15 protein-coding genes, 1 tRNA gene and 3 pseudogenes are annotated in these 19,758 nt (G+C 35.7%); 12 read left to right on the forward strand and 7 right to left on the reverse strand.

Annotated features, from left to right (window positions below):
• Positions 1-63 precede the first annotated feature (63 nt).
• Both A9G10_RS10235 and A9G10_RS10240 read left to right on the forward strand, forming a co-directional pair.
• Complete coding sequence (locus A9G10_RS10235) at positions 64-1,299, forward strand: pyridoxal-phosphate-dependent aminotransferase family protein (RefSeq protein ID WP_065559431.1); 1,236 nt, start codon at positions 64-66, stop codon at positions 1,297-1,299.
• A 210-nt stretch (positions 1,300-1,509) separates the two neighbouring features.
• On the forward strand, positions 1,510-2,802 hold the full coding sequence (locus tag A9G10_RS10240) for an MFS transporter (RefSeq protein WP_065559432.1): 1,293 nt from the start codon (positions 1,510-1,512) through the stop codon (positions 2,800-2,802).
• Positions 2,803-3,172: 370 nt separating this feature from the next.
• Here A9G10_RS10240 and fabB read toward each other — a convergent pair whose 3' ends face one another.
• On the reverse strand, positions 3,173-4,384 hold the full coding sequence (fabB, locus tag A9G10_RS10245) for a beta-ketoacyl-ACP synthase I (RefSeq protein WP_065559433.1): 1,212 nt from the start codon (positions 4,382-4,384) through the stop codon (positions 3,173-3,175).
• 301 nt (positions 4,385-4,685) lie between these two features.
• On the opposite strand from fabB, the gene A9G10_RS10250 reads away from it, so the two are divergent.
• A complete protein-coding gene (locus A9G10_RS10250; protein WP_065559434.1) occupies positions 4,686-5,951 on the forward strand; it encodes a putative DNA modification/repair radical SAM protein in 1,266 nt (421 codons plus the stop codon).
• Between the two features lie 3 nt (positions 5,952-5,954).
• Entirely contained in the window at positions 5,955-6,758 is an 804-nt protein-coding gene (locus A9G10_RS10255; protein WP_065559435.1) for a TIGR03915 family putative DNA repair protein, read from the forward strand.
• 49 nt (positions 6,759-6,807) lie between these two features.
• Here the strand turns inward: A9G10_RS10255 and A9G10_RS10260 are convergent, their stop codons facing one another.
• A complete protein-coding gene (locus A9G10_RS10260; RefSeq protein WP_065559436.1) occupies positions 6,808-7,566 on the reverse strand; it encodes an MlaA family lipoprotein in 759 nt (252 codons plus the stop codon).
• 128 nt (positions 7,567-7,694) lie between these two features.
• On the opposite strand from A9G10_RS10260, the gene A9G10_RS10265 reads away from it, so the two are divergent.
• A tRNA-Arg gene (locus A9G10_RS10265) sits at positions 7,695-7,766 on the forward strand.
• A gap of 157 nt (positions 7,767-7,923) precedes the next feature.
• Positions 7,924-8,781, forward strand: a complete 858-nt coding sequence (locus tag A9G10_RS12890) for a tyrosine-type recombinase/integrase (protein WP_143425999.1) — start codon at positions 7,924-7,926, stop codon at positions 8,779-8,781.
• A gap of 527 nt (positions 8,782-9,308) precedes the next feature.
• On the opposite strand, the pseudogene A9G10_RS13035 reads toward A9G10_RS12890, so the two are convergent.
• Positions 9,309-9,786: pseudogene (locus tag A9G10_RS13035) on the reverse strand (SAM-dependent methyltransferase).
• Between the two features lie 129 nt (positions 9,787-9,915).
• Positions 9,916-10,038 (reverse strand): HNH endonuclease, encoded by a 123-nt coding sequence (locus A9G10_RS13040; protein WP_179855831.1) that lies wholly within the window; start codon positions 10,036-10,038, stop codon positions 9,916-9,918.
• Positions 10,039-10,707: 669 nt separating this feature from the next.
• On the opposite strand from A9G10_RS13040, the gene A9G10_RS10275 reads away from it, so the two are divergent.
• Positions 10,708-11,190: a hypothetical protein gene (locus tag A9G10_RS10275; RefSeq protein ID WP_065559437.1), complete on the forward strand. Its 483-nt coding sequence runs from the start codon at positions 10,708-10,710 to the stop codon at positions 11,188-11,190.
• Between the two features lie 332 nt (positions 11,191-11,522).
• Here A9G10_RS10275 and A9G10_RS10280 read toward each other — a convergent pair whose 3' ends face one another.
• Positions 11,523-11,933, reverse strand: a complete 411-nt coding sequence (locus A9G10_RS10280; protein WP_081299184.1) for an ssDNA-binding protein — start codon at positions 11,931-11,933, stop codon at positions 11,523-11,525.
• A gap of 215 nt (positions 11,934-12,148) precedes the next feature.
• On the opposite strand from A9G10_RS10280, the pseudogene A9G10_RS12900 reads away from it, so the two are divergent.
• Positions 12,149-12,374, forward strand: a pseudogene (locus A9G10_RS12900) (sugar-binding domain-containing protein); the annotation flags it as partial.
• A 146-nt stretch (positions 12,375-12,520) separates the two neighbouring features.
• Here A9G10_RS12900 and pssA read toward each other — a convergent pair.
• Together pssA and ydiK are read right to left on the reverse strand one after the other, a co-directional pair.
• Entirely contained in the window at positions 12,521-13,876 is a 1,356-nt protein-coding gene (gene pssA, locus A9G10_RS10290) for a CDP-diacylglycerol--serine O-phosphatidyltransferase (RefSeq protein ID WP_065559440.1), read from the reverse strand.
• A 142-nt stretch (positions 13,877-14,018) separates the two neighbouring features.
• A complete protein-coding gene (gene ydiK / locus A9G10_RS10295) occupies positions 14,019-15,071 on the reverse strand; it encodes an AI-2E family transporter YdiK (protein WP_065559506.1) in 1,053 nt (350 codons plus the stop codon).
• 104 nt (positions 15,072-15,175) lie between these two features.
• Between ydiK and eco the strand changes: the two genes are divergently transcribed.
• The 4 genes and pseudogenes from eco to potH all read left to right on the forward strand — a co-directional run.
• Entirely contained in the window at positions 15,176-15,670 is a 495-nt protein-coding gene (eco, locus tag A9G10_RS10300; RefSeq protein WP_065559441.1) for a serine protease inhibitor ecotin, read from the forward strand.
• A gap of 329 nt (positions 15,671-15,999) precedes the next feature.
• Positions 16,000-17,109, forward strand: coding sequence for an extracellular solute-binding protein (locus tag A9G10_RS10305; protein ID WP_065559442.1), 1,110 nt, complete (start codon positions 16,000-16,002; stop codon positions 17,107-17,109).
• A gap of 148 nt (positions 17,110-17,257) precedes the next feature.
• Positions 17,258-18,352 carry a putrescine ABC transporter ATP-binding subunit PotG gene (gene potG, locus A9G10_RS10310; RefSeq protein WP_065559507.1) on the forward strand — a complete coding sequence of 365 codons (1,095 nt, stop codon included), beginning with the start codon at positions 17,258-17,260 and terminating at the stop codon, positions 18,350-18,352.
• A 321-nt stretch (positions 18,353-18,673) separates the two neighbouring features.
• Positions 18,674-19,543: pseudogene (gene potH / locus A9G10_RS10315) on the forward strand (putrescine ABC transporter permease PotH); the annotation flags it as partial.
• Positions 19,544-19,758 lie beyond the last annotated feature (215 nt).

Raw genomic sequence — 19,758 nt, forward strand, 5'->3', positions numbered from 1 at the left:
CAATTTGTTCTAAAAGTAGACATTGTTAATTAACAAATTTGATATTAATAAAGGAAAAATAATATGTTAGACCTAGATAAGTATGATCAAATTAATCCGCCAATGCGTTTACTTATGGGGCCAGGTCCAATTAATGCCGATCCAAGAGTGACCCGAGCTATGGCTGCGCCATTAATTGGTCAATTTGATCCAGTTATGACGGATTATATGAATCAAACAATGGCACTATATCGTGATATTTTCAAAACAAACAATGAGCAAACCTTTGTGATTGACGGCACAGCACGAGCAGGGATTGAAGCGGTTTTAATTTCAACTATTCGTCCGGATGATAAAGTTTTGGTACCAGTTTTTGGTCGGTTTGGATTATTGCTATGTGAAATTGCCCATCGTTGTCGGGCACAAGTCCACACTATTGAAGTACCATGGGGTGAAGTGTTTGATCCTAATGTGATAGAAGATGCGATCAAAAAAGTGAAACCAAGATTATTACTTTGTGTTCAGGGGGATACTTCGACAACGTTACTTCAACCGCTTGATAAAATAGGTGAAATTTGTCGCCAACATGGTGTGTTGTCGTATGTTGATGCGACTGCTTCAATCGTCGGTAATACTTTGGAAGTGGATAAATGGCAACTTGATGGGGTATCAGTCAGTTTACAAAAATGTTTAAGTGGCCCACCGGGTGTTGCTCCATTAACCTTAAGCCCAGCGATGGTTGATGTTATTCAAGCTCGCAAGTGCGTTGAATTAGGCATTCGTGCAGAGGGTGATACCAGTGGTAATGACGAAATCATCTATTCTAACTATTTTGACATCGATATGATCATCCGCTATTGGGGGGCGGAACGAATTAATCATCACACGGAAGCAACTTCGATGCTTTACGCCGCAAGAGAGTGTGCCCGTATTGTGTTACAAGAAGGATTAGATAATGTCATTGAGCGTCATCGTATTAATGGCGAGGCAATGGTCGCAGGTTTGCAAGCGATGGGGCTTAAACTTTTTGGTGATCTTAAATACAAAATGAATAACGTGGTTGGGGTAATGCGTCCGGAAAATATCGATGACCAGCAAGTTCGTAACTTAATGCTTAATGATTTCGGTATCGAAATAGGGGCATCTTTTGGTCCACTTAAAGGGAATGTTTGGCGTATTGGAACAATGGGTTATAACGCCAGAAAACAGTGTGTTTTACAAACCTTGACCGCATTTGAAGCCGTGTTAAACCGTCTTGGTTTTAAAACCGTACAAGGTGCTGGTCTTCAGGCTGCCTGGAACATTTATCAAAATTCGTAATATATCGTCATCGTTATAAAGTTCACCAAGGTGAGCTGACCTTATAATCATTATAAGTAATAGATACACAATTTATATCGAAAAGTAAGTTAGTTGTTATTGGTTGCAATAAAAGCAGATTATCAAATTAGCGTCTAAAAGCGTTGTGATTCGTTGCTCATTGATTTGAGTAATTGAGAACAATAGCCTAATTATACTTAAGGAAATTCTATGAGTATCTTAACAAATAAAAAACCGGCATCGGGATATCATCCTAAAAAATGGAAAGGACGTTATAGCGTCTTATTGTTATTATGGTCTGCTTGGTTAGTGTCATTTCTCGATCGAATGGTGATGAATGTATCGCTTCCCTTTATTGGTGAAGATTTAGGGTTGGATAAAATAGAACAAGCATCAATTATCAGTGCTTTTTTTATTGGTTACGCCCTTTTTCAGATACCTGGCGGGTATTTATCCGATAGGTTTGGAGCTCGTAAAGTCATGGCATGTGCCATCGTTTGGTGGTCAGTTTTTACTTTTTTCACAGGTCTAATCTATATTCTGCCTTTAATGTTATTAGTCAGATTTCTGTTTGGTATAGGAGAAGGAGGGTTTCCAGCTTCATCATGGAAAACCATTGCTACTTATTTTCCGAGTCAAGAACGAGGTCGAGCCACTGCGATTCAATCTTCTGTTAATACGTTAGGGCCTGCTATTTCGGTCATCGTTGCGGTGACGATTATCGAATGGTTAGGTTGGCGTGCCGTTTTTATTCTGTTAAGTCTGCCCGGATTAGTATTAGGTTATCTTATCTACCGAATGATACACAATCATCCTGCTGAAAATCCCTTAATCAAGCCTGAAGAACTGCATGAAATACAAAAATACAATGACAATTTTAATACACCTGATAATAACGTCAATTTGCGCAATAATAGCCAGTCGCTAGCTGATGTGTTGAAAATGCCGTTATTATGGAAGCTGTCGCTAATCTGGTTTTTATTTGATATTACTTTTTGGGGATTTACGACTTGGTTACCCAGTTATTTACTGGAAGCAAGAGGATTATCGTTATCCAAAACTGGGATATGGGCAGCTATCCCATTTTTATTTGGTGCAGTAGGTACCTTGATCGGTGGCTATCTTGCCGATAAATTTGTACAACGACTCAAAATTATCTATGGCGTTACCGCAATCTTGTCTGCCAGTTTTTTATTTTTCATGTTTAACGTTGAAAATCTTAATGCAGCCATTGCTTTTCAATGTATTTCAGCGTTATTTATGTTTATTGCTTTTGCTATTTTTTGGGGAATGTTAATGCAACTCATTCCAACGGTCATTATGGGTAAAGCTTCCAGTATCGTTAATTTTGGTGGACAAGTTGCCGGAATTGTTTCACCCTTTATCATCGGTTTCTTAATTGAAAAATCAGATGGAGGATACCAAAGTGGTTTTTTATTTATGGTGCTATCACTGATTGCTTCGGCAATTTTAACGTTATTTATCCAAAAAATAACACGTTAAAAAAGTGGAGTAATGGTCTGCTTTTTGTTATTGCTATTCAATCAATTAATATGGTTGCCATAAGGTTTGATTAAATGTGTTGAATATAAAGTAGTCAGTATCAATAAGAAGAAATCTATACGATTAACCTAATCGCAATAGTCAAATTATTTTATTCTCTTTGAAAATCATCGTATTGTAAAAGCGATAAAAGTATCAGCGAGATTTATTGATTACTATATGATTCAAAAATAAGTCAGGTTAAAGTAACGCCTTAATTAGTTAACCGATGAAAATAGGGTGATGATAAAATGAATGTTGGCGATATTTTTGTTTATGAATAAAAAAACCGTTCCAAAGAGAACGGTTTTTATTTAACTAAAACGCTAGACTAAGCTTTATATTTTTTCATGACAATTGAAGCATTAGTCCCACCAAATCCAAAGCTATTTGACATGACTGTCGTTAATTCACGCTCGGTTGGTTCAGTAATAATGTTCATGCCAATAGCGGCTTCATCCAGTTCATCGATGTTAATACTTGGCGTTATAAAGCCATGCTCTAACATTAATAATGAATAAATTAATTCTTGTGCACCTGTCGCACTCAATGAGTGACCTGTCATTGATTTAGTGGATGAAATCGCAGGGATATTATCACCAAATACTTGCTTGATAGCCCATAGCTCTTTAACGTCACCAACAGGAGTTGATGTACCGTGTGTATTGATATAATCAACAGGCACATCTAAATCTTGGATCGCAAGTTGCATACAACGCATTGCACCTTCACCAGATGGGGCTACCATGTCATAACCGTCAGATGTAGCAGCATAACCAACCAGTTCACCATAAATATGGGCACCACGAGCAAGCGCATGCTCTAACTCTTCAACTACGACCATACCGGCACCACCGGCAATCACAAATCCATCACGGTTAGCATCATAAGCACGAGATGCTTTTTCAGGTGTATCATTATATTTAGTTGATAACGCACCCATTGCATCAAATTCACATGACATTTCCCAACAAAGTTCTTCACCACCACCGGCAAAAACAATATCTTGTTTACCGAGTTGAATCAGCTCAGCAGCATGACCAATACAGTGTACAGACGTTGCACAAGCTGACGTCATAGAATAGCTAATCCCTTTGATTTTAAAAGGTGTTGCTAAACAAGCTGAAATTGCTGACGACATTGATTTTGTCACTGCGTAAGGCCCCACGCCACGTAACCCCTTTTCTTTCATACCGGCAACGACGTTATATTGAGTTTTGGTTGAGCCACCATAGCCAGCAATTAAACCAGTTCGAGGATTTGAGACTTGTTCAGGAGTCAATTTTGCATCGTCAATAGCTTGTTGTAGAGCAAGATAACCATAGATAGAAGCATCATTCATAAAGCGCACGATTTTGCGATCGATAAGCCCTGTAGTATCTAATTTAACATTACCGCAAACATGGCTTCGCATTCCGCTATCTTTCATTTCTTGAGAAAAAGTGATTCCGCTACGACCCACTTTTAATGATTCTAAAACCTCTTTAGTATTGTTCCCAATACTTGAAAGAATACCTAATCCGGTAATAACAACTCGTTTCATGTAATATTCTGCTCCTAAATTAACTGGCTTCATAAGAAAAATTGATGTGATTATAGCGTACACTTGTAAGCTGAACAATACCTAACGAAGCTATTTTATTTATAATATTAAATCAAGTAATTTCGAACGAAAAAATATTGCAATTATCTTTTAAATTATATTAATTATTATTTTGTATTAACAATACATCTCTTCCTTTGTTAAATACCTAAAATTACACTTTTCTGATTGTTTATTTACTTGCTAATTGATAAGTGATTAGTATAATACTGTTTTTTTATACAGTATCAAGGGGTTGGCAATGAATGAAAAGATGATATCAAAGCTTGAAATATTAGCTGAATCAGCAAAGTATGATATTTCTTGTGCTTCAAGCGGCTCATCTCGAACTAATAAAAATAAAGGGATTGGCAGTGCTCATCGTTGTGGGATTTGTCATTCATTCACTGCTGATGGCCGTTGTGTCTCCTTGCTAAAAATCATGTTAACCAACTATTGCATGTTTGATTGTGCATATTGTATAAATCGCCAAAGTAATGATATCCCCAGAGCAGGATTTACACCCAAAGAATTAGCCGATTTAACCATTGAATTTTATCGTCGCAACTATATTGAAGGACTTTTCTTAAGTTCTGGCATCGTCAGAAGCCCTGATCACACGATGGAAAAAATGATTAGAGTAGTAAAAATATTGCGCAATGAGCATGGGTTTAATGGTTATATCCACATGAAAGCCATCCCTGGTGCCAGTAATGATCTTATTGTTCAGGCTGGTTTGTTGGTTGATCGAATGAGTGTTAACTTAGAGATCCCGACAGAAAAAAATCTTAAGTTATTAGCGCCCGATAAAGATCATAAAAGCATTTATCAGCCGATGCGCCATATTCATCAAAACTTACTTGAAAATATTGAAGATCGAAAAAAAATTAAGTCTACGCCAAAATTTGTCCCAGCAGGGCAGAGCACTCAAGTCATTATCGGGGCAACAGATGAGACAGACAGCCAGATTTTACAACTAACGGCTAAGCTTTATAAACGACCAAGTATGAAACGTGTTTATTATTCAGGGTTTATTCCTGTTAATGGTTACGATAAAAGATTACCCATATTGCAAGAAGTCCCAAGAGTGCGTGAAAATCGCCTTTATCAAGCCGATTGGTTATTACGATTCTACGATTTTAGTGTTGATGAAATTGTCAATGATCAATATCCTGATCTTGATTTAACTGTCGACCCTAAACTAGCGTGGGCTATTCGAAATCCCCAATTTTTTCCAGTTGATATAAACCGTGATAGTTATCAAAAAATTTTACGGGTACCGGGTATTGGTGTTAAATCGGCAAAATTAATAGTTTTAGCAAGGCGACACCGTAAACTAAATTTAGAAGCCTTAAAACGAATAGGCGTTGTTCTAAAAAGAGCCCAATTTTTTATTATTTGCCATGAAATGCGAAAATTTAAATTATTAGACTCCTCCGAAGAGTATATTCGGCTTTCCTTGCAAGAAAAACCGTTGCTTGAAGTCAAAAATGACAATATTCCTCAGCAATTAGTCATGGGTTGGTAAATCATGTTAGCTTTTCAATATGATAAAAGTTTTGAAGGATTGCTATGCGCAGTGTTTGATGCGTTTGAGCAAAAAAAGATGCCCGATTGTTTGTTGGCGCATAATGAACTTGTGCCTTTGTTAGTATCCGATACGCATTATGTGGAAGTACGTAATAGCAAATATGAACGGGTGCAAGTAGCTTTGAACAAAAAGTTATCTCACGTTGCGCTTAATCAATTAAAGTATGTGTGGCTTTCTGAATTACCAGAAAGTGATTTAGTTATTTTTCGTTATATCTGTAAAGTTTTCAAATCAAAGCATGCGATAGAAACAGATTTTGGTGATCCTGATGTACTAACCGTTCATGACATAGCTAAAAAAGTGAGTCGGGAACGGCATCATTTAATGCAATTTGTTCGTTTCAATACTATTGAAAATCCAATTGATAACACGAATGACGGACAAAATGAAAAGATCTATTTTTCGGTGATTGCTCCCATCTATAACGCATTGCCTTTAGTCTTAGATTTTTTTAAAGATCGTTATGCCGATCAGAAATGGGCGATTTATGATGAAAAACGTAAATATGGCTACTTTTATGATCTCGACAAACTTGAAAAAATTTCACTTGTTGATCATGAGGAGTTGATCGTAGATAACAAAGTCAATCAACGCTATTTAACGAAAGATGAACAACTATTTCAAACCCTATGGCATCGTTACTTTAATGCCTTATCTATCAAAGAAAGAGAAAATCCTAAATTACAACGTCAACAGATGCCAAAACGCTTTTGGCACAATTTACCTGAAATGAAAGGCAAATAAAAAACCGCTTTTGAAGTAGCGGTTTTTTTATAAATCATGATATAACAAATTATTGTGAATCGATATCATTAATAAAGCTATTGATGCTTTCTTCGCGTTGTTGCTGTTTCTTTTCATCGACTTTACCGCCAGAAGCAATAAAATCATTACGTTGGAAATAAGCATTACGCATAAAGTTATAAGGATCGTCACTGTTTTTAATCAGATCTTCGTATTCAATTGCTACCGCACGAGCCTCAATACCGTCGAACACACCTCGTACTAATGCCCATTTCCAATTTAACCAAGCTAAAGGTGGATAAAGTGTATCAACTAAAGCACCGCCTTCCTCTCTAAGCGTTGCTGAACCATAGAATGGTAAAACCACATAGGGACCATAAGGTACTTCGTAGTGACCAAGCACATCACCAAAAGTATGCCTATTGCCCTTTTGTAATTGTGGATCGGCTAAACTTGCCACATCAAATAACCCTGCAACACCAAAAACAGTGTTTAAAAAGAATCGTGCTAAGTGTTTTCCGGCTTGGTGGACATTTCCTTGTAAAAGATTATTCACCATTGAAGCAGGTTCAGAAAGGTTTGAAGAAAAGTTCACGACACCTTTACGAATTGGTGTTGGTACATAATCTTTCCAAACGACAGCCGCTGGACGCAAAACATACGGATCTAATGCATAATAGTTAACATTAAACATTGCTTTATTGAATCCAGATAAAGGATCACTGTATGAATTGCTTTCAGGATCATATGAAGCGCAACTTGTTAGCGCCATAACAGAGAACAGCATACCAATTATTCTTTTTTTCATAGGATTTTCAACTAAACAAAATTCAGGTTATTGATTTTTTAATTGTATCATGTTTACACATAATACAAAATTTTTCATTATTTAAATGGTATTATTTTTTTAAATTTATTAAAATGGGCGCCCCCGATGACCTCATAGTTAAATGGATATAACGAGCCCCTCCTAAGGGCTAGTTGCAGGTTCGATTCCTGCTGGGGTCGATATTTCATCAACGACTCACAACGACCGATCACGATTAAAAACCTATTCATACTTGCTTTTTAGAATTTTGGACACGACCCAATACGACCGTAAACGATTGACAACGACAATCTATTAACGGTATTTTTAATGTCTTAACTAAAAATACCGTAAATCATGCTAATAATTAGGGCTATTGAGTCCGCAAAACCTAAAAAAGATAAAGCCTACAATCTACCCGATTATGAAAGACTGTACCTGTACATTACCCCAGCAGAAACCAAATCTTGGAGATATGATTATCAATTCAACGGCAAACGAAAAACCTTAACCATAGATAAATATCCGTATATCAGTTTATCCGATGCTCGCAATGAAAAAGATATAGCTAAACTATTATTGGCGCACGAACGTGACCCATCTATCGAACGCAAAAAGAAAACCTTGCTCTCAAACATGGCGCAGGGTAACACGTTCAGTACAATAGCTTTGGAATGGTTTGAAAACAAAAAAAGAAGTTGGTCGCTAAACACCAGAAAAGGCATAATTACCTATTTTGAAAAAGATATATTTCCGTATATCGGTGATATGGAAATTTCGCAAATAAAACCTATTGAAATGCTAAATTATTTGAAACAGAATGAAAATCGAGGGACATTAAAGGTTGCTAAAAAGATGAGGAAAAGGTGTACTGAGGTTTTCCAATATGCAATTGTTACTGAACAGGCGGAGAATGATCCTGCTCGAGAACTGTCAAAAGCAATGGTGACACGGACACCTGAAAATTACGCATTTTTAATTGAGGACGATATGCGGGAGTTTATGAAAGCCTTGCAAACCTACTTGGGCAATATACTTGTACGGTACGCAACCGAATTATTGATATTAACAGAGGTACGAACGGTAAAATTGTTTAGGTGTAAATGGGATTATGTCAACTTTGAAAAACGTTACATTTTACTACCTGAGGAATTGATAAAAAAGGACAGGGCGCACATAGTTCCTTCGTCAAAACAGGCTATTAATATCCTATGATTTTTACACCCTATTACTGATAAAAGTGATTTTATTTTTCCCAGGCTAAATAATAACCAGGAACCTATGTCCAATGGGACCATTTAAGGGTTGATAAAATGTTTAGGTTTTGTCAAACATGCAACCGGGCATGGGTTTAGGCATCAATTTTCCAGTGTATTAAATGAGTGGGGATTTAATCGTGATTAGATAGAAAAACAATTAAATCACGAGGAGTACACTGTGCGTGGCATTTATAACCACGCACAATATTTGGAAAGTAGGCGTGAGATGATGCAGTGCTATGCGGACTATATAGATAGTTTAACTGCATGATTGGTGGTCTTGTTCTTTTTGAGCAAGATACGCATTAACGGTAGACAATTTCCAACGCGGATGTCTGCCTAAATATAAATCGGGTTTTTGGAATTTTCCCGCAGCGATCCATTTGTCTAACGTAGTTAGATCTAACCCCCCATATACTCACAAACTTGCATTCTGTTGTATCTTGGGTCTTCAATTGTATAATCTTTTGGCTTTCTCGTGTCCTAATATTTAATAAATGAAATCCAATGCGTATTGGAGCGTTTACCGCTAATGTGTCCAAAAAGCGGTTAGCGTTCGGTTAGTGATAAATTATCTTTAACCGGTATATCTGTTTCATTCCATTTAAAAACCAATGCGCCATTTGTTTTGAGTTTGCGGAAACATTTAGTAAATCCTGCCTTAAATCATCTTGCCTCGTTGATGTATTAAATTGTCCATATTTTTTCTAACCAACTTTCTTGTCCGACATTTAATTAAATGTGGAGGGTCGAAACAAAAAAAATAAAATGTTTCGGCTGGGAATGGCAATTTTGTAAAATCCAACTGAACATCAGGCTTAATTTCTAATGCTCATCCATCACATAAAATGTGGCTCTCTTTTCTTTAATCACAAAACAATATACGATTATCTTGTTTATCAAAATAGGACATACGAGAGCCACAACACACATCAATAACAAATTTATTAATTATGTTCATTACGTATCTTTATGGGTAATGTTATTTTTCTTGCGTGCAGGTTTGCTTGGTTGCTAAATCCAGTTTCGTTATTGCTCTTAATGCTGGGCGTAGTTCTACAGGGTAGGGCGAATAATTATTTTGATTGAATCAGACATTTTCATTTCTGGTTATTAGCTGTAGGTTTTCTATGTTACAGTTTTGTCTATCACTATCAATAAACACAATACAGTGATTTTTCGTTACAACCCCGTATACTGATTCCCAATTCAATACATATTTTAATTTCCATGTTTTGGGGTTTCGTACATTTACCTGAATATATCCATTTTTTGAAATACGTTCAGAACCAACAGGGCGATAATTATGTAGGATATCCCCCCGTTTTAAATGATGTCTTATTTGGTCCCGTATGACCTTTTAGACCTTTATTAAATGGCAAACCCCCTTATTGAAATGCCAGTATTCTTTATTCATCAGCCAACCGTTATGTTTAAACATGCCATGAATAGCGGATTTACTTTGATTTGTACCGAATGTTTTATTAAATAAATCAGTTAGCTCTTTTCTTGGCGTATCACAAAATTCTAGTTACTTGACAGTGTATCTCATTTTGATTCAATTCCTATTACGTCCAGAACCGCATTTATAACGCAGTTGTCTTTCAGTTTTACCGCATCTAATACTAGTTTGGCATTATCAACAAGGGTTTTCGCAACCTCGTTACAACCCGATAAAATTTTTGTCAAAAGTACACAGTTAAGCGCCCTCAAAATATTTGTAAAGTACACTCAAAAGTATCAAAACGCTTTTTGAAATGTATGAAAGCGTTATTTTGCGTTATTTTGCGTTTCTTTTTGTTAAAATGTTTGCGTTTGCGATTCTTTGTGCTAAAATCGATTTAATTGATGAATATGTGATCAATGATCAGGAATTCCTATTATGAATGATAAAAATGAATTTATAGATTTCATTGTAAATACTTTGCCTTCTTTAGATGTAATCAGTCTTACTACTGCTAATAACTTAAGAGTTGTGTTAAATAGAGTTAAGGGGTATATTCCCGAAAGTATACCTTATACATCTTGGAGTATTGATAGTATTGTTGATATTTTTGCAAAAAACGAAAATATATCAGATAGCGCAGCAGCAGGTTACAAAACTAGGTTTAGGAGCGCACTTTCAAAATTTGATGGTTATAAAAATGGAAACCTTTCAAAACTGTCAAAATTGCCAAAAAATAAAGTAGCCAATTCTACGAATTTAGTAACGCAGGCGCTAAACAGGCATAATACCTTTGCATTGCCAATCCCTCTTAGAGAAGGTTTAATTTTAAATATTGGCAATTTACCATTAGATTTAACAGAGGATGAAGCTGAAAAAATTACTAGGATTATTAAATCTTATGCAGTTATAAAGGATTAAGGCTCAATTAAGAGCCTTAAAGGGTTCAGTGTACCACCACTGAATATTAAGGTTACCCCGATCACCGTATAGAAAGTGAGCTACCCTAACGCAAATTGATGATAACTTACTTTTCCCTGATAAGCAAGAGCATCGGCTATCTTCTTAGATTGAGAGACTAAGTTATGTCTAATAAAAAAGAAAAAACAGGTTTCGTCGCATCTATTACGTTACGAAATGGTAAAGTGATATATGCAAAAGATTACGGTTTAAAAGCTTTTCCGATTTTTCGAAAAAAGAAATAATTTAAGCTGTTTTTAATGTAAAACCCTCAATAGAGGGTTTTTGTAGTACTACACGCTCAACTCTTCTTCGTTATCGACGGACAGATCATCGAAATTATCAGCTGATGCGACACCGCTACTGGTGAACGTATGCCCGTCTTTGTAGAATTGGACACCAGATAGCGAGGCGCAGACCTGTTTTTCGAATTTGTTGTCCATTGCCCAAATATCAACAAACGCATAAACGCAACAACCCACATAAATGCTGATGCCGTCGGGGTTTAGCTGTGTTTCATCTCTGTCGATGACATACGGATGGGTGTTGTTGGCGTTAATGAAGAGGTTGCGCGCGTACCCCTCGATATCCGCTTTCACATCCCTATCGTTTAAAAATGTTTTACGTTCCAGTTTAATTTTTTTCAGCACCGCGTCAGCCTTGTCTGCCCATAACCATTTTAAACCCGAGTACAGGGTTGCCATGTTGTAGTTCTAAATGTACCCGGGTTTCACCCGCTGTGATCCAGTTCTTGATTAATCCGATAGACCTAAATTTGTTGGGCAATGCCGCGCTTTCTAACATATCCACCTGCTGGATAAATGTTTCATCTAGGTTTTCGATAAATTCATCATCTAGGTATACAAAATCGGAGTTTACGATCTGCACAACATGGTTTGCTAGCGTTTCGCATTTGCCTGCCGGTTACGGCTTTTTTGATATTAATGGAGTGCCTGTCGATACTGCCATGAACGATCGTGTCATTGGTCTAAGTATTGAGGAATTACGCAATATTACATGTGTTATTTGAAAATACTAAAGCGACAGCTATACTTGGCGCATTACGATCTGGCGTCATTGATATCATTGCAACGAGTGTTTCAAATGCCAGAACAGTGTTAAGCTTGCAACAAAATAGAAACTGATGGTGATTATCTCGTCAAACCTTTAAAGCTATAAAGATTAAATTTAACTAACATCATTTATTGTTATTTTTTAAATGATTTATAAATTTTACTCTTTATAGCTTATTTTAGTTGATGTTTTACTTACTTCTTATAGCTTATTCTCTTTATAATAAGCGTTTTATAATTCGATCAACACGTATGCGGGTTAATCTTTTAATTAACTTATGTACGTGAGGTGGGTAAAACTGGCTGGCTTGAATCTGTTGAAAATGTGTCACCAATGTGGTTTTTTCTCGGATTGTGTCAAGTTCTTTATCAAACTGATCTTGCAATTCTTGTTTAGGATCATGAATTAAAATACCATTTTCAAGATCTAATCGCCATGCCCTTGGGTTAAGATTATTACCCGTAATTAATACCCATTTTTTATCGACCCAAATACCTTTAAGATGATAAGTTTGTTCGCCATCTTTCCATAATCGAATAATAAGTTGTTCTTTATCAATAAAAGGTTGCAGGCGTTCGATAAATTTTCTTAAATTAATTTCATATAAATAAGGTAATCCACCTGAAATATTGAAAGGTTTATCTTCTGGAATATAAAAATCATTGGCGATTTTGTCACCGATTATAATTTCTACTTGTTTACCTTTCCGGAGTAAGCGAATAATGTCACGAACTAAAATATTAGGTAAGTTGAAATAAGGGGTACAAAAGATAATTTTTTGCTGAGTAATATTAATCAGATGATGTATCGTTCTATTTAATGGGTTATTACGACCTAAACCTGAAATAGGGGATACAGAAAGGGATTGATTATCGGCATCGCCCGTATAATGATATTTTGCATTCATTAAATGTTGACGAAGGGCTTTAATCTCAGCTTTTAGCTGTTTTCTGGTTTTATGGTTTTCACAGTCCAGCCGTTGTAATCCGCTAAAAGGTAAAAAGTTGTCATCAATATAATTCACCATGCTATCGGCGAGTACTTTATTGGTAATAAAGTGGTAGCGATCGTAGCGATATTTATCCAGCTTATGTAAATAGACGTTATTTATACTTGCACCGCTATAAATCACGGTATCATCGATAATAAACCCTTTCAGGTGAAGAACGCCAAGCACTTCACGGCGATTAACGGGGACACCATAAATAGGAATATCAACTTGAGGATTTTCTTGTTTTAATTGGTAATAATATTTTGCATTAGTTTGACTTTTGTCTTCACCAATCCTACCGCGTTGTGCTCGATGCCAATCGACAAAGATTTTTATGTCTAAATTGGGTTTTTGTCGCTTAACATTATATAATTCTTTAAGAAATTCTTTTCCTGCTTCATCTTGCTCTAAATATAACGCAACAATATAGATGCGTTCTTTGGCATTTTTAATTGCATCAAGCAAAGCAAGCCGATAGTCTGTAGGATTATATATGATACGGTATTGATCGGCATGTTGAGAAATTTTTGCTAATTCATCAAGCTGTTTTTGGTGATTATATTTTATAAATGGTATTCGCATGATTTCTATATCATTTTAACTGACGCATATCGTTGAGTATTACGAATTATATCAGAAAATAATTCTCCTTTTTATACAACATTTGTTAATGTGTTTAGTCACAACGTTATAAAACCTTATTTTCGGGATGATAATAAATTGTTTAAGATTGTTCATCAACCCATGTCTGAATAATTTTATAGGTTAAGGCTAATACGATTGGCCCGATGAATAATCCCATAATACCAAATCCGAGTAATCCACCAATAACACCAAATAGAATAAGTAAAAAAGGTAAATCAGCCCCTTTTTTGATTAAATAAGCACGCATAACACTATCAAGTGTCGTCAGTATTACTGCGACGACAATTAAGATAATACCTGAAGCGGTATGACCACTCCAAAATTGCCAAATAATGCAACCTAACATCACGACAACTGGCCCAATTTGGGCAACACAACATATAAATAGTACTAAAGTTAATAGACCCGCTAACGGCATATTCGTTAACACAAAGCTTAAACCACCAATTAAGGCTAAAGTAATGGCGGTTACCACTACGCCTAATGCGACTGCACGAATTGATTGACCTGCTAGAGTGACGGTCGTTTCGCCATATTGTTTAGAGAGTCGATTCGCAAATACATAAACATATTTAGTAATACTTTCACCTTTTAAGAAAAGTAACAGGCTAAAGATGATCATGACACCAGCATGGAAAATGAAAATACCTAAATTAGTTACTTGCTCGATCAACCATTTAATCATGGTGCCAATATAGGGTTGAACATTGCTAATTAAATCTGAACCATCGGTTTTGATCAGCTCTAACCATTTTTGATGTAATTCTTCACCAAACATTGGGATGCTATTTAGCCAATCAAGAGTGGGTAACTCGTGATGAGATAGTGATTTTGCCCATTCAATCAGATAGTGTCCATTTTGTGCTACACTACTAATAATGAGAAGAAAAGGAATGACACAAACAAAGGCTAAAATTAAAGCCATAACCAACAAAGATAACCACCGTTTATTGAAAAGTTTATTTTGGATTTTAATCATAAGTGGCCAAGTTGCAATCACGACCATGACCGCCCAGAAGAATCCAAACAAAAAAGGTTCAACAATCCGATAAGTAATGATGATAAATAATCCAATTAATAGCAGATTAAGAATTAATTTTAATAAATCATTAGTATTTTTTTCTTTAGGCATTTTATAACCATAGTAAATAATAAATATAATGCTATTATACGCATTATCATTTAAAAAGCATATCATGCAATATTAATGAACCTATTTTTACAGGAGACAAAAAAATGAAAAAAATAATATTGGTAGCCTTAATGGGCGTATCTTTATTTGCTTGTGCTGAAAAAACTAAATTGCCAGAAACAGTGCAAAATGTGAATGACATTGCGCCTTATCCTGAAGCGAAAGCTGGTTACACCCGTTTTGCGATTAATCTTCCTGCATTGCCTGATGAGAATAATGCTCGTATCGAATTACTAATTGGTAAAGAAATGAATGTTGATTGTAATTCTCAACGTTTGGCAGGGACAGTTAAAGAGGAAGAATTAAAAGGTTGGGGTTATTCTTATTACGTTGTAGAAGCAGGTAACGGTGTTCTATCAACCATGATGGCTTGCCCGGCAGGTTCTAATAAAAATCAGTTTGTTACTCTTCATCATAATTTGGGTTGGTTAGACTATAATAGCCGCTTACCTATTGTTATTTATGCACCGAATGATTTCCAAATTAAATATCGTGTTTGGCAACCCGATGCAAAAATTCTACCTGCTAAAGCTGAATAAAATTGAAAAGGGTACCATTGGCGTTACCCATTTTTAGTATCGTTAAAAAGGGTTGAGTGAACAAAATATCGTCACTCAATCTCAAATCTTAAGTTATTTTACATTTTATGTGGACTTCTTTGAAAAAAAAGGTATTTTATGCCACGTAATGCAAAGCTAACAATTTATTTTTATCACGATAATAATAAATAATTTGCTTGCTTACCTCGGTTTCGCCAGACTATGTTTTTTAACAGGTTTTTTGGTAAAATTTGGGGGTCCATTGTTTTGATTCAGTGGGCTTGTGTTTAACATGTAATATCCCTATTACTAGAGGAGAAGTGGTGAGCATGTTTACTCAACGTAAAACAATTCTTTCAATTCTTGCTGGTGTCACACTAGCGTTATCTCAATCTGCTATTGCTAAAGATCGTGTCGTACATTTTTATAATTGGGCAGGTCAAATTGGTCATGAAACCATTAATGATTTTGAAAAATCAACAGGTATTAAACTTGTGTACGATGTTTATGACTCTAATGAAGCACTTGAAGGAAAACTCATGGCGGGGCATTCCGGCTTTGATGTTGTTTCACCTTCTGATAGCTTTTTAGCAAGACAGATTAAGTCTGGTATTTATCTTCCATTAGATAAAAGTAAATTACCGAATTGGAAAAATCTTGATCCTAACTTAATGAAACTAATGGCGACCCATGACCCAGATAATACCTATGCTATTCCTTATGTCTGGATGACAACGGGTATCGGTTATAATATCGATAAAGTAAAAGAGCGTTTAGGTGAAGATGCCCCAGTTAATAGTTGGGATTTAGTCTTTAAACCTGAAAACATGGAAAAACTTAAAGATTGTGGTGTTGCATTTTTAGATGCGCCTACTGAAATTTTTGCCAGTGCGTTACAATATTTAGGTAAAGATCCTAATAGCACTGATGCCAAAGATTATACTGGTGCGGCTTATGATCTTTTAGCAAAAGTAAGACCAAATATTCGTTATTTTCATTCATCTCAATATATAACCGATCTTGCTAATGGCGATATTTGTGTGATTTTAGGTTGGTCTGGCGATATTTTGCAAGCTCGAGATCGCGCAAATGAGGCTAAAAATGGTGTCCATATCGGTTATCAAATACCTAAAGAAGGGGCGTTAGTCTTTTTTGATACTTTTGCGATTCCAAAAGATGCGGCTAATGTTGATGAAGCCCATGAATTTTTAAACTTTATCATGAAGCCAGAAATCGCTGCACAAGTGACGAATGATGTTAATTTTGCGAGTGCCAATAAAGTCGCAAATGACAATTTTGTTAAACCGGAAATTAAAAACGATCCTGCGGTTTATCCATCACCTGAAGTCATGGAAAAATTGTTTACATTAAAAGTTAAAGAACCTAAACTTGAACGCGTGATTACTCGTACGTGGACCAAACTTAAAACTGGTCGATAAAGTTTTAACAAATAATTGATTATTAAGTGTTATTTATTATAGACGGAGAGATTGATTTAATCTTTCCGTTTCGTTTTTTATGGCTTGTTGTTATGAGGAAAAAAGAGTGAATAATAAAACAACAATTCAGGTTCAGCCTAAAAAAAAGATGGTTACGCCATTATTGGAGATCAAAAATTTAACCAAAGTTTTTAATGATGATTATTATGCTGTTGATGATATTAATCTTACTATCTACACCGGTGAAATTTTTGCTTTGCTTGGTGCTTCAGGTAGTGGTAAATCGACCCTATTACGAATGTTAGCAGGATTTGAACAACCTACATCCGGGCAAATTATTTTAGATGGTAAAGATTTGTCGCAAGTTCCGCCTTATAATCGTCCAATCAATATGATGTTTCAATCGTATGCTCTCTTTCCTCACATGACGGTTGAGCAAAATATTGCTTTTGGTTTGAAGCAAGATAGATTAGACAATAAAGAGATCAAACACCGTGTTGAAGAAATGCTTGCGCTGGTGCATATGGAACAATTTGGAAAACGTAAGCCACATCAATTATCTGGTGGTCAAAGACAACGCGTAGCGTTAGCACGTAGTTTAGCTAAACGTCCAAAATTATTGCTTCTTGACGAACCGATGGGGGCGTTAGATAAGCAACTTCGTGATCGTATGCAACTTGAAGTTGTCAGTATTTTAGAGCAAGTAGGGGCAACTTGTGTTATGGTTACCCATGATCAAGAAGAAGCCATGACCATGGCTGGTCGTATTGCCATTATGAATAAAGGTCAATTTGTTCAAATTGGTGAGCCTGAAGAAATTTATGAACATCCAAACAGTCGTTACAGTGCTGAGTTTATTGGATCGGTAAATGTGTTTGATGGCATTTTACAAGAAACACTTGAAGACGGATTGATTATTAGCTGTCCAATGATTAAACATCCAATAAAAGTTGATTATGATTCGCCAGCGGTTGAAGGTGTGCCAATTCAAGTTGCGCTTCGTCCGGAAAAAATCAAATTATGTGACGACATTCCTGAAGACGGTTATAACGTTGCAACAGGTGAAGTAGTTGAAATTGCCTATTTAGGGGATTTATCAATTTATCACGTGAAGTTATCAAGTGGGCAAATTATTATTGCACAACTACAAAATGAGCACCGTTATCGAAAAGGAATGCCTACTTGGGGAGATATAGTTAACCTAAGTTGGGAAGTTGATAGCTGTGTGGTACTTACCGAATAAACAAAAGAGGATATAACGATGCGTTCCATTTTTTGGAGTGTAGTATTAAATGCATTTGTCTTGCTCTGTGTTTATTGGCGTTTTGTCACCACAGATGCATTTGATAACTTATTTTTAGATGCACTATTTTCTGGGTTAGTATTAAGTTTTTTAATGTCATGTTTTGGTTTATTTTTAGCAAATTATAAACCTTCTAGACTTGCTTATCGAATGATTATTGCTGGTAGTATTTTATTTATACCCGCTGGTTTAGTTGCGATTTATTTTGCCATTAAGAAAATTAAAAAACAGCCTGATGATACAGATTTGATGACGCTTTATGGTCGTTTAGCAGTCATTGCAATTCCATATTTATGGATGTTACTACTGTTTTTATTACCATTTTTAATTGTTTTTAGAATCAGTTTTTCCGAAATAGCATCCGCTGTTCCGCCGTATACCGATTTATTTAGCTTTGACGATGGATTGCTCAATATAACCTTAAATTTTGGTAATTATCTCAATTTATTGAGCGATACCATCTATTTTGATTCTTATTTGCAATCATTAAAAATTGCGGCTATATCAACTTTATTATGTATTTTAATTGGTTATCCACTAGCTTGGGCTATTTCGCAATGTAAACCGTCAACGCGAAATATTTTGCTACTACTGATTATTTTACCGTCATGGACCTCCTTTTTAATTCGAGTTTATGCGTGGATAGGTATTTTAAATCCTAATGGGCTTTTGAATCATTTTTTAATGTGGTTAGGTGTTATCGATCAGCCGTTAATCATTATGAAAACGTATTTCGCTGTGTATATAGGAATTGTTTATTCTTATTTGCCGTTTGTCGTTTTACCGATTTACACATCGTTAATCAAAGTTGATTCAACGTTAATTGAAGCGTCGTTAGATTTAGGCTGTAAACCGATTAAGACCTTCTTTCAAATCATTGTACCATTAACAAAAAATGGGGTAATTGCAGGGGGAATGTTAGTCTTTATTCCTGCCGTTGGTGAATATGTGATTCCTGAATTATTGGGGCCGTCAGAAGGAATCATGATAGGTACTCAATTATGGACAGAGTTCTTTAATAATCATGATTGGCCTGCTGCTTCAGCGGTTGCATCGGTGATGTTGTTAATATTGATTGTACCGATTTACTATTTCAATAAATTCCAAAATCGACAAATGGGAGGTAAATAAATGAATAATTTACCTATTATCCTACGTTCAGCTTTGATTGTCTTTGTATCATTGTTGATCGGTTCTTTTATATTAACGCTGTTAATTTCATCATCGGGATTTGAACTTATTACAAATGGCAGTGTATATGTCGGTTGTTTTGTTTTTAGCCTGATTGTCACGTTAATTATTACATTAGCGTTAGCTTGCCGATGTCTAAAAGGGCTTATATTATT

Source organism: Gilliamella sp. wkB308 (assembly GCF_001690185.1).
Taxonomy (GTDB): domain Bacteria; phylum Pseudomonadota; class Gammaproteobacteria; order Enterobacterales; family Orbaceae; genus Gilliamella; species Gilliamella apicola_I.

What these genes read in the sequence shown, in the direction of transcription:
- A9G10_RS10235 (WP_065559431.1), top strand. Translation starts at nt 64, where the DNA reads ATGTTAGACCTAGATAAGTATGATCAAATTAATCCGCCAATGCGTTTA.
- A9G10_RS10240 (WP_065559432.1), top strand. Translation starts at nt 1,510, where the DNA reads ATGAGTATCTTAACAAATAAAAAACCGGCATCGGGATATCATCCTAAA.
- fabB (WP_065559433.1), bottom strand. Translation starts at nt 4,384, where the DNA reads ATGAAACGAGTTGTTATTACCGGATTAGGTATTCTTTCAAGTATTGGG.
- A9G10_RS10250 (WP_065559434.1), top strand. Translation starts at nt 4,686, where the DNA reads ATGAATGAAAAGATGATATCAAAGCTTGAAATATTAGCTGAATCAGCA.
- A9G10_RS10255 (WP_065559435.1), top strand. Translation starts at nt 5,955, where the DNA reads ATGTTAGCTTTTCAATATGATAAAAGTTTTGAAGGATTGCTATGCGCA.
- A9G10_RS10260 (WP_065559436.1), bottom strand. Translation starts at nt 7,566, where the DNA reads ATGAAAAAAAGAATAATTGGTATGCTGTTCTCTGTTATGGCGCTAACA.
- A9G10_RS12890 (WP_143425999.1), top strand. Translation starts at nt 7,924, where the DNA reads ATGCTAATAATTAGGGCTATTGAGTCCGCAAAACCTAAAAAAGATAAA.
- A9G10_RS10275 (WP_065559437.1), top strand. Translation starts at nt 10,708, where the DNA reads ATGAATGATAAAAATGAATTTATAGATTTCATTGTAAATACTTTGCCT.
- A9G10_RS10280 (WP_081299184.1), bottom strand. Translation starts at nt 11,933, where the DNA reads ATGGCAACCCTGTACTCGGGTTTAAAATGGTTATGGGCAGACAAGGCT.
- pssA (WP_065559440.1), bottom strand. Translation starts at nt 13,876, where the DNA reads ATGCGAATACCATTTATAAAATATAATCACCAAAAACAGCTTGATGAA.
- ydiK (WP_065559506.1), bottom strand. Translation starts at nt 15,071, where the DNA reads ATGCCTAAAGAAAAAAATACTAATGATTTATTAAAATTAATTCTTAAT.
- eco (WP_065559441.1), top strand. Translation starts at nt 15,176, where the DNA reads ATGAAAAAAATAATATTGGTAGCCTTAATGGGCGTATCTTTATTTGCT.
- A9G10_RS10305 (WP_065559442.1), top strand. Translation starts at nt 16,000, where the DNA reads ATGTTTACTCAACGTAAAACAATTCTTTCAATTCTTGCTGGTGTCACA.
- potG (WP_065559507.1), top strand. Translation starts at nt 17,258, where the DNA reads ATGGTTACGCCATTATTGGAGATCAAAAATTTAACCAAAGTTTTTAAT.